Genomic DNA, 12,746 nt, shown 5'->3' with positions numbered 1-12,746 from the left:
GGATGCCTTTGTGCAAACAGCACACCAACCCCAGCATTTGTTCTCATGGCTCACAAGATTTAGGCTGTCGCCACCTCTAGCAAGAAGGAAAGCTGTGATGACCTGGTCCGCCAAGCAGTACACGATGTTCGAACAGCAGCGCACTCGCCCCGTCCGTGACCTGGTGGCGGCCATTCCCAACACCGACGTGAACACCGCCGTCGACCTGGGTTGCGGGCCGGGGAACTCCACCGAAGTACTGGCCGAGCGTTTCCCCCAAGCGCACGTCACGGGCATGGACAGCTCCGATGACATGTTGCTGGACGCCCGCAAGCGCCTGCCCAGGTTGAACTTCGAGCTGGCAGACATCGGCGCCTGGCATCCGGCGCAACGCTTGGATGTGATCCTGGCCAATGCCTCGCTGCAATGGCTGCCCGATCACGCCACGCTGTACCCGCACTTGGTCCACCAACTGAACCCAGGCGGTACGCTGGCGGTGCAAACCCCGGACAACCTTGACGAGCCCGCCCATCGCCTGGCCCGTGAAGTTGCGGCCGATGGCCCATGGGCGGCCAAGATTGGGGCGGTCAAACACAATGAACGGCACACCGCCAGTTACTACTACGAACTGCTGAGCAAGCATTGCAGTACCGTGGATGTGTGGCGCACCACCTATCAGCACCCGTTGGCGGACCACGGGGCGGTGGTGGAGTGGTTCAAGGCTTCGGCATTGCGGCCTTTTCTTGCGCCGTTGACCGACGATGAAAAAGCCGCCTTCCTGCAGCAATACCAGGCGCGAATTACCCAGGCTTATCCAGCCCTGGCCGATGGCACGGTGTTGTTGCCTTTTCCGCGGCTGTTCATCATTGCCACGCGCTAAAGCGATCAGCCCGGGTGGCGGTCACGCGGCCGCTGCTTGGGCCTTCAAATATTCCTCTGCCGACACCACACCCGCATAGCCAAAGGCCAGGGAGGCCATGTACGCGCCGTGCACCTGCGCCGCCGGAATCACCTGGCCGTTGAATTCCTGGTCGCGGGTCGCGCAGGCATCATGAATCACCGTAACCTTGTAGCCCAGGTCCGCCGCTGCCCGCACCACGGCGTCAACGCACATATGGCTCATGCTACCCACCACCACCACGTCGGTGATGCTGCGCCGTTCCAGCAGTTCGCGCAGGTTGGTTTGGCGAAACGCATTCACGAAGTGTTTGAGCACCACCGGTTCATCGCCCTCGTTGAGCACCTTGGCATGCAAATGCGCGCCTTCGGAGCCCGGTGTGAAGAACGGTGCGTCGTCGCCAGCGAACTCATGCCGTACATGAATCACCGCATCGCCAGCTTTTCGAAACGCCTGTAGCACCTGCGCTGCCTTGTCCGCTGCGGCTTCCACGCCGTCGAGCGGCCACTTGCCCTGGGGGAAGTAGTCGTTCTGGATATCGATTAGGATGAGCGCCTGCTTGGCCATGTGTGTTGCCTCGTGATGGGTTGATGGGCCTAGTATCTTATCTGGCGATCACGCCGAGGATTGGCTGCACCGACAATAACAGGGGGAAAACTGACAATGGCCGCGCAACGCAGCACTGTCGAGCTGGGTGTGTTGATCTACCAGGGCGCGCAACTCGCCGCAGTCCACGGGCTGACCGACCTGTTCGGGGTCGCTAACCGCATCGCCGCCGAGCATGAATCTGCGCAACTGCCGCTGCTGCGGGTCAGCCACTGGCAGGTAGATGCCCGCGGCATGCCCGCGCGCACGTTCGACAGCCACCCAGGCCCCGACCAACCGATGATGGCCGTGTTGGTGCCGCCCTCGATTGCCGAGTTCACCGAAGACCAGGCGCCGCCTGCACTGCTGCAATGGCTGCGCCAGCAACATGCAGCCGGCACCGTGCTGGGCGGTGTGTGCATCGGTTCGATCATGCTGGCGCGCAGCGGCTTGTTGGATGGTCGCAGCGCCACCACCCACTGGTCCTCCGCGAAGTCTTTTGCGGCCAGTTACCCGGCGGTGCGCCTGGAAGCGGATAAACCCATTGTCGATGACGGCGACTTGATCACTTCCGCGGGGCTGATGGCTTGGTCCGAACTGGGCCTGCGCCTGGTCGACCGGCTGATGGGCCCGAGCGTTGCGGCCGATACGGCGCGTTTTCTGGTGATCGAACACAGCGCCAGCGCCAGCCAATGTGGTAGCAACTTTGCGCCGCTTCTCAGGCACGGTGATGGTGCGGTCCTCAAGGTCCAGCATTGGCTGCAAGCCAGTGGCGCGGTGGATGTGTCCGTGGCGGCGATGGCGCAGGAGGCCAACCTGGAGGAGCGTACCTTCCTGCGGCGCTTTCGCAACGCCACCGGGTTGAAACCCACCGAGTACTGCCAGCACCTACGTGTCGGTAAGGCACGGCAGATGCTGGAGTTCACCAACGGCACGATCGATCACATTGCCTGGACCGTGGGCTATCAGGACCCCAGCGCCTTTCGCGCCATTTTCAAGAAAATCACCGGCTTGTCCCCCAGCGATTACCGCAACCGCTTTGGGGTTTGAATCGTGCAGAACGCCGCAGGGTTAACTTAGGGTCGTGCAGAATAAAACAGGCTAACGGCCATCACTTCTTGCGCAACTGATTGATTTTACGGCCATCCCCGCAAACCCTATGTTGGCCTGATCCATGCAGCCCTCCTGCTACACAACGGCTGATAGAAAGGGGAACGCATGACCCCCATAAGTCGCAAGAAGCTGGTGGTCGCCCACTCCATGCGAGAAGGCGCGCCCTTGCATGAAATCGAAACCAACCGCGCCCTCGCACGCTGGCTGGCGCAGATCCTGGGGCTCAAGTTCGGTGGCAGTTACGACCCGGCCCTGCATGCGGGCCGGGAATTGTATCTGCTGCCCACGCAAACCCTGGTCGGGCCCGCCCAAGCGCGCCTGCTCAATATCGAGGGGCCACAAGATCTGTGGGGCGGCTATGTCGATCACGCTTTCATCTGCACCAAAGCCATCAGTCACGGCCTGCTGAGTCCCGAGGCCAAGGCGCCCGAAGGTTGGTCGCCGACATTCTGCGAGCGCGTGCGTGACGTGGTGTTGGACGGCGTGAGTGTGTTCGCCCTTGAGGACGCGCGGCCTGCCGCGACCCGCTTGCTCTACAGCGGCCCGATTCGTCTGAAACCCGTAAATGCCTGTGCAGGGCGGGGGCAGGAAGTTATCCACAGCCTGGATGAATTCGACGCGATAGTGGCCCGCCCGGAAGCGGCCCGAATGTTCAATCAAGGCGTGGTGCTGGAACAAGACCTGCACGAGGTGGTCACCCATAGTGTGGGCCAGAGTTTTATCGGCGATCACCTCTTCAGCTACTGCGGCGAGCAGCACCTGACGCAAGACGGGCAGGGGGAAGAGGTCTACGGCGGTTCCGATCTGCTGGTCGTCCCCGGTGATTACGCAGCCCTGCTCAAACTGGATCTGCCTGAAGACGTGCGTAAGGCTATCGAACAGGCGCTGGTTTTTGACCGAGCCGCGAATGAAGCCTACCCAAGCTTCTTCGCCTCGCGCCGCAACTACGACATCGCCCAAGGCCTGGACAGCACAGGCCAGCGCCGCAGTGGCGTGCTCGAACAATCCTGGCGCATGGGCGGGGCCAGTAGCGCGGAAGTCGCGGCGCTGCAGAGCTTTATCAACCATCCGGGCCTCAAGGCCATCCGTGTGTCCTCGGTAGAAACCTATATAGACCAAGCGCTGCCGGCGGATGCCATTGAGGTATACCGAGGCCCGGCCGAAAACAGCGACTTTCTACTCAAGTATGTGACGGTCAAGACTTATGACGGCTAGAAGCGAGAGCATCAGCATTGATATAGACGACGAACAAATGAGCGGGACCTTCCTCAGCCCCAAGTCCAAAGTGCCCGGTGTGTTGTTCGTGCACGGTTGGGGCGGTAGCCAGGAGCGTGACCTGGAGCGGGCCAAAGGTATCGCAGGCCTTGGGTGTGTGTGCCTGACCTTCGACCTGCGTGGCCATGCTGGCACCGGCATCCCCTTGTCCCGCGTCACCCGCGAAGACAACCTGCGCGACCTGCTGGCTGCCTACGACCGCCTGCTGTCCCACCCGGCGATCGACACCTCGGCGGTGGCAGTGGTGGGCACCAGTTATGGAGGCTACCTGGCGGCGATCCTCACCTCACTGCGCCCGGTGCGTTGGCTGGCGCTGCGAGTGCCGGCGCTGTACCGCGACCAGGAATGGCTCAAGCCCAAGCGCGACTTGGATAAAGCCGACCTGATGGATTACCGCGGCACCCTCGTGCACGCCGAAACCAACCGGGCCCTGCATGCCTGCGCGCAATTTACCGGCGATGTGCTGATTGTCGAGTCGGAAACCGACGACCATGTGCCCCACGCCACCATCATGAGTTACCGTGCGGCGTGCCAGCAGACCCACTCCCTGACCCACCGCATCATCGACGGTGCCGACCATTCCCTGAGCGACCCGGTGTCGCAACAGGCGTACACCTCGATACTGGTGGACTGGATTACCGAGATGGTGGTGGGGGAGCGGTTGAGCATCATTCAGGCCCGATAGTCGTTGTCCTTGTGATCGCTATCGCGGGCAAGCCCGGCTCCCACTTTGGAATGCATTCCCCTGTGGGAGCCGGGCTTGCCCGCGATAGCGATTCAACAGTCACCACCGTCTCATCAGGCTGTCTTCTTCACCCGCAACGCCTTGGCCTTGGCCTCCACCCCCAAATACATCACCAGTGCAATCAACAACGGGCAAATAAAATAAATTGCCCGGTACGCGATCAGCCCCGCCAGCAAACTCCCCCGCGACGCCTCATGTTGCAATAGCGCAATGAACACCGCCTCCAACACCCCCAACCCGGCCGGGATATGGGTGACCACCCCGGCAATCGCACTGATCAACAGCACCCCCAGCACCAACGGGTAATCCAGTTTGGCCGGCAGCAAGGTGAATATCACTGCGGCCATCAACGACCAGTTCAACGCACCCAGAGCCAGCTGCAAACAGGCCATGCGCAGCGACGGCAAGTTGATCTCGATACCGCGAATCGACCACGAGCGCTTTTTAGAAAACCGGCACGCCGCCAGGTAGCCCAGGCTCGCGAGCACCAATAACACCCCGACCCCTTGCAAGGCGCCGCTGCTGAGCTTCCAGCCTGGCGGCAGGGTCACCAACCCGCTGCTGAACACCACCCCGGCCAACACCATATAGCCGAACCAATTGGTGGCCAGGCTCAGGCCGAGGATCTTGGCGATATTGCTGGTGCTCACGCCCAGGCGCGAATACAGCCGGTACCGCATGGCAATGCCGCCGACCCAAGCGCTGAGGTTGAGGTTGAACGCGTAGCTGATGATGCCCACCGGCAATATCTGCTTCCAACGCAACGGCTGGCGAATGTAGGTACGGCCGATCAAATCGAAACAGGCGTAGACGATAAAGCTGCACAGCGTCAGCGCGCCGGCGATGAACAATGTGCGCAGCTTGAACTCGCTCAGGGTCTGGAACACTTCGCTCCAGTCGATGCGCCGGGCGAGCAGGGTAAACAACACGATCAGCAGCACGAAGAACGCAATCGTCAGCGGTTTCTTCCAGCGCTTGAACCCAGAGGCTTGCGCTTGGGGGCGGGCTTCAGACGTCATGGGGCGTGGCCTCAAAAGGTTTCAAGCGCGGTTTGTGGGCCGGCAACCAACTGGCCAGTACCGGGAAATGGCGCATCACATGAAACACCAGGAAACCCACGGTCAGGCGCCAGAGCCACAGGCGTGGCTTGCGCTTTTCCGGCATGGTCTGGCAATGATTGTGGGCGAGTGCTTCCAGGCGTTCGTAGAGCTGTTGATTGAAAGCCTGGTCGCGAATCAGCACGTTGGCTTCCAGGTTCAGTGCCAGGCTCAGTGGGTCCAGGTTGCTGGAGCCGACGGTGCTCCATTCGTCATCCACCAGCGCCACCTTGCCGTGCAGCGGGCGTTGGCAGTATTCGTGGATCACCACGCCGTCCTTGAGCAAGTAGTCATAGAGCATGCGCGCAGCCAGTTTCGCCAACAGCACGTCGGGCTGGCCCTGCATGATCAACTGCACGTGCACGCCACGGCGCGCCGCGTTACGGATCTCGCGAAGCAGGCGATAGCCGGGGAAGAAGTACGCGTTGGCGATCACCACCCGCTGCCGGGCCTGGCTCAAGGCGTGGATATACGCGTCTTCGATGTCATCACGATGCTGGATGTTATCGCGATAGATCAGACGTACCAGGCCGTCGCCTGGCTCGTTCGTCCAGGGCGAAGGCCGTTGTTGGCGCCGCCGCCAACCGCGACGGCTGCGCACCTGGCGGCCACTTTGGGCGAGGGCGAAATGGTGCAGGTCGGCCACAGCCGGGCCGATCACCTGTACTGAGTAATCCTGCTTGGCTTCGGGGCCGAAATCCGCCAGGTGGTCGGCAGAAAAATTGATCCCGCCGATAAACGCCACGCGGGCGTCCACCACGACGATCTTGCGATGCAGGCGGCGAAACCAGTTAGTGCGTATGCCAAGGGTCTTGGGCGCCGGGTCGAACATCTGCACCATCACCCCGGCCTCGGCCAACTCCCGCAGGAAGCCCGGGCTCAGTTCGCCGCAGCCAAAACCGTCGAGGCTGACCACAACCTTCACCCCGCGCTTGGCCGCCTCGATGAGGATGCTGTGCAGCTCAACGCCGACCTTGTCTTCAAAGAGGATAAAGGTCTCCAGCAGGATCTCGCGCTCGGCGCCGCGCAACGCCTCGAATACGGCAGGAAAGTACGCCTCGCCGTTCTCCAGCAATTGCACCTGGTTGCCGCTCTGCCAGCCGTAATCCAGATCCCGCGCCTTGCTGTCGTCTGGCGGTTGGTCTGTGGCGATATGGTCTACCGCAACGTTCATAGCTCCACCTCCACCGACAGCGGCACATGGTCTGAGAGATGGGACCAGGGGCGAGTGGTGAGAACAAGAGGGTTGTGAATCGTCAGGTTGCGCACATAAATACGGTCCAGCGGCAGTAGCGGCAGGCGTGCCGGGAAGGTGCGCGCCGGTTTACCGAGGGTGTGCATGAACACTTCCTGCAAACCGCTTTGGCTCAGGTTGGCTTTTTGCCGCCAGTCGTTGAAGTCGCCAGCGACTACCAACGGCGCATCAGCCGGAATCTCGCTGATACGTTGTTCCAGCAACCGCAACTGCTGTTGGCGATGCACCTCGCGCAAGCCCAGGTGGATGCAGATCGCGTGCACCTGCTGACCGCTGCCCGGCAGGCGCAGCACGCAATGCAGCAGGCCACGGTTTTCATGGCCGCTTTGCGATATGTCGAGGTTGTCATAGCGGATGATCTGGAATTTGGACAGCAGTGCATTGCCATGGTCGCCATGGGGGTACACCGCATTGCGCCCATAGGCAAACTGCGGCCAGATGCTGTCGGCGAGGAACTCATACTGCGGCATTTTTGGCCAGTCGCTGTAGCGCTGTGGATGGCGTTCGTGGGTGCCATGAATTTCCTGCAAGAACACCATGTCTGCGCCCACACTGCGCACCGCTTCACGCAGCTCGGGCAAGATGAAGCGGCGATTCAGCGCGGTGAAACCCTTGTGGATATTGACCGTCAGCACTGTAAAGCGGGTGATGGCGGTGGTCGGCGGGGTGGGGATCAGCTCTGGATGTGTCATGGCAATACTCCTGGTTCCGGCAGCCGGCCAGGTTCGGTGAGCAGGTGTTGGTCCAGCCCGAAACGTTGCAGCAATTGGCGTGCATCGAAGGGGGCGCGAACTTTGATGTCGTTGTCGAAAAAGCAGAACACATCGCGCTGTTTACGCCTGCGGGGCGTGTGGTGCGGGTCGACCAGGTGTGCATCGGCAGGCTGCTTGCCGTGGGCCCAGCGCTCAATGCGGTCACCCCAGCGCTGGAGCGCTTCGGCGCTATAGCCACTGGCGTATAACTGCTTGTCGCCGTGCAAGCGCAGGTACATGAAGTTGGCGGTCACGTCTTCCATGTATGGCCACTTGCCTGCGGTGTCTGCGACCACCAGGGCCACCCCGTGTTTATCCAGCATCTGGATGAACTCCGGCACGGCAAAACTCGTGTTGCGAATCTCCACGGCATGGCGCAACGGCTTCTTGGCATAGGCCTTCATGCTCGCCTTGCCGTTAAGGCGCGGCTCATGCTGGCGCGCGAGGGCGGCGGCCTGCTGGGTATCGGTAGGTAATTCAGCCAAAAAGGTTTCGAACAGCGTGGCGTCGAATTTGAAGCTGGGCGGAAACTGCCAGAGGATTGGGCCGAGTTTTTCTTTGAGTTCCAGCACCCCGGAAGCGAAGAAATTTGCCATCGGCTTGTGCACGTCCCGCAGGCGCAGGATGTGCGTGATGAAACGGGGCGCCTTGACACTGAACATGAAACCTTCAGGCGTATCGGCATACCACTCGGCATAGCGCTTAGGGGTTTGCAGCGCGTAGAACGAGCCGTTGATTTCGATGCTGTTGACGGCGCGTGACGCAAACTGCAACTCGCGTTTCTGGGTCAGCCCTTCGGGGTAGAAGTCCCCGCGCCAGGGCGTGTAGCGCCAGCCGGAAATGCCGATGTGAATCGCCGCCATGTGTGCTCCCGTGGTTGGTGGGTGAGGTGACCTCCGTTATGGGATGACTGCGCTATTTGGCTGAAAGTTTCCACATTCCTACAGGCGGTACAGGGTAGGAAAAGATCGGAGGGCATCGCCCATGCGGGGAACGATCAAGGCCTAAACCCGTCAGTTCCTTACAGACCCTGCTGAAGGAGCTCGCTGTTTTGCTGAATCTAAAGACTGCATTACTGCTCGGCGCGTTGCTGCTTTGCGGTAACGGCGCACTGCAAGCCGCAGCGACGGCACCCGCTGCCGAGACGTCGGCCAAGCCGGAATTGCTGGTGCAAGGCGGGCTACTCGGGGCCATCAGTTCCAGTATTGATGACGTGCAAGACAAGCTCGACCTCAACCAGAACCTCATTGACGCCTGGCGCCTGCGGGCCGACCGCGCCGCAGACGAAGTAGGGCGCCTGGTGGACCAGACCACCGCTCGCTCGCCGTGGAGCGTGGCCGGCGATTTCCTGCTGTTGTCTGGCGTGTGGGCCGGTGCCTTTGCTGTGCTGACGATGCTGGGGCGCCTGGTTGTGAAACGCGCGAGCCGCCGCCCATTCCTTGCGCGGCGTCAACGGCTGCAAGGCTTGCTGGGCTATGTGGTGCCCTACACGATTCCAGCGCTGATCTGCCTGCCGTTGACCCTTTATGTCAGTCACTTTTTAGCTGCGTCTGTCGGTCGCGCCCTGGCGCTGTGTTTTGCCTACGCCACCAGCAGTGGCATCTTTTCCACCTCGTTGCTGCTGTGCGTCATTGTCATGTTTAACGTCGGGCACAAGCGGCCTGCGGTGCGGATCATTCGTGACTATTGCCCCAAGCCGCTGTTCCTGATCGGCTTTCTCGCGGCCCTCAGCGATGCGCTGACCAGCCCGCAAATCGCTCGGCAACTGGGCGGCAATATCACCAGCAGCATCGCCGTGTTTACCGGCCTGTTTGCCGCGGTCATCTTTGGCGTGCTGGTGGTCCGCCTGCGTCGGCCGGTGGCCCATTTGATCCGCAATCGGCCGCTGGCCCAGCGCCTCAAACATCCAGCATTGCAACAATCGTTGCGGGTGTTTTCCGGGCTCTGGTACTGGCCGATTCTGTTGATGGTGCTGGTCTCGGCGGTCAACCTGATTGGCGCCGGTGACGATAACCAAGAGGCCCTGCGCTGCGCACTGCTCACCACCTTGTTACTGATCGGCACGGTGTTTCTCAGCACCGTGTTGCAACACCTGTTCAAGTCCCGCAGCCAGGTATCGATCCAGCGCAACAGCGCCTACAAGGAACGCTTCCTGAGTTTGCTGCACGCGATTTTGCGCATCGTCATGGCCATCGCGTTTATCGAGATACTCGGGCGTATCTGGGGTGTTTCGCTGTTCGAATTCGCCCAGCGCAACTCGGTGGGCCGGGCCATCAGTGACTCCCTCAGCAGCATCGGCCTGATCCTGTTGGTGACCTGGCTGTTCTGGGTGGTGCTCGATACGGCGATCCAGGAAGCCCTCAAGCCACCGGTGAACAAACGCTCCAGTCGCCAGCCCAGTACCCGGGTCAAAACCATCCTGCCGCTGCTGCGCAATGCGGTGAAGATCATCCTGGTGGTGATCTGCGCGATCACCACCATGGCCAACCTGGGCATCAATGTCGCGCCGTTGCTGGCGGGCGCCGGGGTGGTGGGCCTGGCCATCGGTTTCGGGTCACAGCAACTGGTGCAGGACGTGATCACCGGCCTGTTCATCATTATCGAAGACACCCTGTCCATCGGCGATTGGGTGGTGCTCGACTCCGGCCACGCCGGCACCGTCGAAGGCCTGACCATCCGCACCCTGCGCCTGCGCGACGGCAAGGGCTTTGTGCATTCTGTGCCGTTCGGGCAGATCAAGGCGGTCACCAACCAGTCCCGTCAGTTCGCCTATGCGTTCTTCTCCGTGCAGTTCACCTACGACACCGACGTGGACAAGGCCGTGGAGCTGATCCGCGAAGCCGGCCAGTCGATCCGCGACGATGTGTTCCTCAAGTACAACCTGCAAGGGCCGTTGGAGGTGTTCGGGGTAGACAAGATGGACCTCAATGGCGTGGTGCTCACCGCGCAGTTCCGCACGGTTTCGGGGGGCCAGTACGCGGTCAGCCGTGCGTTTAACCAGCGCCTGAAAAAGCTTGTGGATAACTGTGAGGCGGTGCACTTCGCCCAGACTTATCCACAGCAGCTCTTGCTCGCACCGCGCGCGGCGCTGAAACAGGAGGCCGCCGAACCCGACGTCAAGACACTTAATCCGTGACGGTTGCGCTACAAGCCCGCAAAATGCAACGATTCTGGCAATGACCTACGACAGGGCACACGCGTCTGTCGATAATAACCATCGTTCCAAACAGACCGGGCCTGCTCAATCTATGCGAATGCGCCTTATGTTACTGGGCGGCGGGAATGCCCTCGGGCAGGCGCTGATTCGCCTCGGTGCGGAGGAAGACATCGGTTTCCTCGCCCCCAAACCGCCCCAAGACGGCTGGGATGCCGCAAGTCTCACCCAATTGCTCGACGACACCCGTCCCGATGCCTTGATCAACCTCGCCTACTATTTCGACTGGTTCCAGGCCGAAGCCGTGAGCGAGTCCCGCTTGGCCGCCCAGGAATTCGCCATCGAACGCCTGGCCGAGCTGTGCCAGCATCACAGCATCACCCTGCTGCAACCGTCCAGCTACCGCGTATTCGATGGCTCCCGCGCCACCGCCTACAGCGAGAAAGACGAGCCGGTGCCCCTGGGCCTGCGCGGTCAGGCGTTGTGGCGTATCGAACAAAGCGTGCGCGCCACATGCCCGCAGCATGTACTGCTGCGGTTTGGCTGGTTGCTCGATGACAGCGCCGATGGCACGCTCGGGCGCTTCCTGGCCCGGGCCGAGAGCGCCGACGAGCTACTGATGGCCGACGACCGCCGGGGTAACCCGACGCCGGTGGACGATGCAGCACGGGTGATCATCTCGGTGCTCAAGCAACTCGATTGCGCTGCGCCGCTGTGGGGCACTTACCACTACGCCGGCCACGAGGCGACGACGCCGTTGGCGCTGGGCCAGGCGATTCTCACTGAAGCGCGCAACTTCCATCCGCTCGCCATCGAGTCCCCCACCGCCCAGGCTCACGCAGCGCGGCCGGATGCGGCGGATGAACCGCAGCATGCGGTGTTGGCCTGCAAGAAAATCCTGCATACCTTTGGTATCAAACCACGGGCATGGCGGGCAGGCTTGCCGGCGCTTCTGGATAGCTTCTACCGCCATAGCTGACACCCCCAAAACCAAAAGTGGGAGGGGACTTATGTGGGAGCTGGCTTGCCTGCGATAGCATCACCTGGGTATCACTGATACACCGAGGTGTCTGCATCGCGGGCAAGCCCGGCTCCCACATAAGCCCTCTCCCACATGGGTTATGCGGTGTGGCTTAACCGGACTTAGAACTTGTAGCCGATACCCACCATGTAAACCATCGGGTCTACATCCACATTGACCTTGGCCCGAGTGCCTTGGCCCAGCGCGTTGTTATCCACAGTCGCTTTGGTGCTGATGTCGATGTAGCGCGCCTGGGCGTTGATCATCCACTTGTCGTTGATCATGTAGTCGGCGCCGATCTGCGCGGCCCAGCCCCAGGAGTTTTCGGCCTTGAAGTTGCTGAAACCGGCCTGTTCGGCACGGCTGCCCACGTGTTCGTCGTAGATCCAGGTGTAGTTGATACCGGCGCCCACATACGGCTGGAACGCAGACTTATGATCCAGCGGGTAGTACACGACGCTCAAGGTCGGCGGCAGGTGTTTGAGCGTGCCGAGCTTGCCGTTGGCGGCACCGAGGGCGGTGTTCTTGATCTTCACGTCGTGCTCGAACGGCGTGGCCGCGAGCAATTCGATGCCGACGTGGTCGGTGATCATGTAGGCGAAGTTCAAGCCCAATTGGGTGTCGCTGCTCATGGTCGCCTTGCCGCCCAGGTTGGTACCGGCCAGCGGGCCCTGGTCAACCTTGACGCTGCCGCTGTCGGCCTTCGGGTTCACGGTAATAGCACCGGCACGAACCAGAATATCGCCCGCCTGGTGAGCGTGAGCGACGGGGGCGACGAGGGCGAGCGCGAAGAGGGACGCGCCGAGCAGAGACTTGTTCATGGGAGCTCCAAAGGACGTTTAAAAGTTGTACGTCCAATGGTAAAGATCGTT

Annotated in this window: 12 protein-coding genes; 6 read left to right on the top strand and 6 right to left on the bottom strand. The window is 61.4% G+C overall.

Going from position 1 to position 12,746, the window contains the following annotated elements:
• Positions 1–97 precede the first annotated feature (97 nt).
• Positions 98–859, top strand: coding sequence for a trans-aconitate 2-methyltransferase (gene tam, locus GIW04_RS09045; RefSeq protein ID WP_003194624.1), 762 nt, complete (start codon positions 98–100; stop codon positions 857–859).
• 21 nt (positions 860–880) lie between these two features.
• On the opposite strand, the gene GIW04_RS09040 is transcribed toward tam, so the two are convergent.
• A complete protein-coding gene (locus tag GIW04_RS09040; RefSeq protein WP_034133875.1) occupies positions 881–1,444 on the bottom strand; it encodes a cysteine hydrolase family protein in 564 nt (187 codons plus the stop codon).
• Between the two features lie 96 nt (positions 1,445–1,540).
• Between GIW04_RS09040 and GIW04_RS09035 the strand changes: the two genes are divergently transcribed.
• From GIW04_RS09035 to GIW04_RS09025, 3 genes are all read left to right on the top strand, one after another.
• Positions 1,541–2,512 (top strand): GlxA family transcriptional regulator, encoded by a 972-nt coding sequence (locus GIW04_RS09035; protein WP_120248732.1) that lies wholly within the window; start codon positions 1,541–1,543, stop codon positions 2,510–2,512.
• Positions 2,513–2,680: 168 nt separating this feature from the next.
• Positions 2,681–3,790: a DUF3182 family protein gene (locus GIW04_RS09030; protein WP_120248733.1), complete on the top strand. Its 1,110-nt coding sequence runs from the start codon at positions 2,681–2,683 to the stop codon at positions 3,788–3,790.
• Positions 3,780–4,535: an alpha/beta hydrolase family protein gene (locus GIW04_RS09025; protein WP_003194616.1), complete on the top strand. Its 756-nt coding sequence runs from the start codon at positions 3,780–3,782 to the stop codon at positions 4,533–4,535. The genes GIW04_RS09030 and GIW04_RS09025 overlap by 11 nt, the downstream gene beginning before the upstream one ends.
• 113 nt (positions 4,536–4,648) lie before the next feature.
• Here the strand turns inward: GIW04_RS09025 and GIW04_RS09020 are convergent, their stop codons facing one another.
• Genes GIW04_RS09020 through GIW04_RS09005 form a run of 4 tightly spaced genes read right to left on the bottom strand, consistent with a single transcriptional unit; the run spans position 4,649 to position 8,562 of the window.
• Positions 4,649–5,614: a lysylphosphatidylglycerol synthase domain-containing protein gene (locus GIW04_RS09020; protein WP_120248734.1), complete on the bottom strand. Its 966-nt coding sequence runs from the start codon at positions 5,612–5,614 to the stop codon at positions 4,649–4,651.
• The gene (gene clsB, locus GIW04_RS09015; RefSeq protein ID WP_120248735.1) at positions 5,604–6,866 is read right to left on the bottom strand and encodes a cardiolipin synthase ClsB; all 1,263 of its coding nucleotides are present in this window, start codon (positions 6,864–6,866) and stop codon (positions 5,604–5,606) included. Before clsB ends, GIW04_RS09020 begins: the two co-directional genes overlap by 11 nt.
• A complete protein-coding gene (locus tag GIW04_RS09010) occupies positions 6,863–7,639 on the bottom strand; it encodes an endonuclease/exonuclease/phosphatase family protein (RefSeq protein ID WP_034133870.1) in 777 nt (258 codons plus the stop codon). The genes clsB and GIW04_RS09010 overlap by 4 nt, the downstream gene beginning before the upstream one ends.
• Positions 7,636–8,562 carry a DUF72 domain-containing protein gene (locus tag GIW04_RS09005; protein WP_003194609.1) on the bottom strand — a complete coding sequence of 309 codons (927 nt, stop codon included), beginning with the start codon at positions 8,560–8,562 and terminating at the stop codon, positions 7,636–7,638. Before GIW04_RS09005 ends, GIW04_RS09010 begins: the two co-directional genes overlap by 4 nt.
• A 188-nt stretch (positions 8,563–8,750) precedes the next feature.
• Between GIW04_RS09005 and GIW04_RS09000 the strand changes: the two genes are divergently transcribed.
• Positions 8,751–10,835 (top strand): mechanosensitive ion channel family protein, encoded by a 2,085-nt coding sequence (locus GIW04_RS09000; RefSeq protein ID WP_120248736.1) that lies wholly within the window; start codon positions 8,751–8,753, stop codon positions 10,833–10,835.
• 112 nt (positions 10,836–10,947) lie between these two features.
• Positions 10,948–11,832 (top strand): sugar nucleotide-binding protein, encoded by an 885-nt coding sequence (locus GIW04_RS08995; protein WP_032900893.1) that lies wholly within the window; start codon positions 10,948–10,950, stop codon positions 11,830–11,832.
• A gap of 164 nt (positions 11,833–11,996) precedes the next feature.
• On the opposite strand, the gene GIW04_RS08990 is transcribed toward GIW04_RS08995, so the two are convergent.
• Positions 11,997–12,695 (bottom strand): OmpW/AlkL family protein, encoded by a 699-nt coding sequence (locus tag GIW04_RS08990; RefSeq protein ID WP_003194600.1) that lies wholly within the window; start codon positions 12,693–12,695, stop codon positions 11,997–11,999.
• Between the last annotated feature and the right edge of the window lie 51 nt (positions 12,696–12,746).

It is taken from the genome of Pseudomonas sp. PA-4-8C, assembly GCF_021606625.1.
In the GTDB taxonomy this organism is placed as follows: Bacteria; Pseudomonadota; Gammaproteobacteria; order Pseudomonadales; family Pseudomonadaceae; genus Aquipseudomonas; species Aquipseudomonas lactis.
This window is presented reverse-complemented; position numbering and strand designations above follow the sequence as displayed.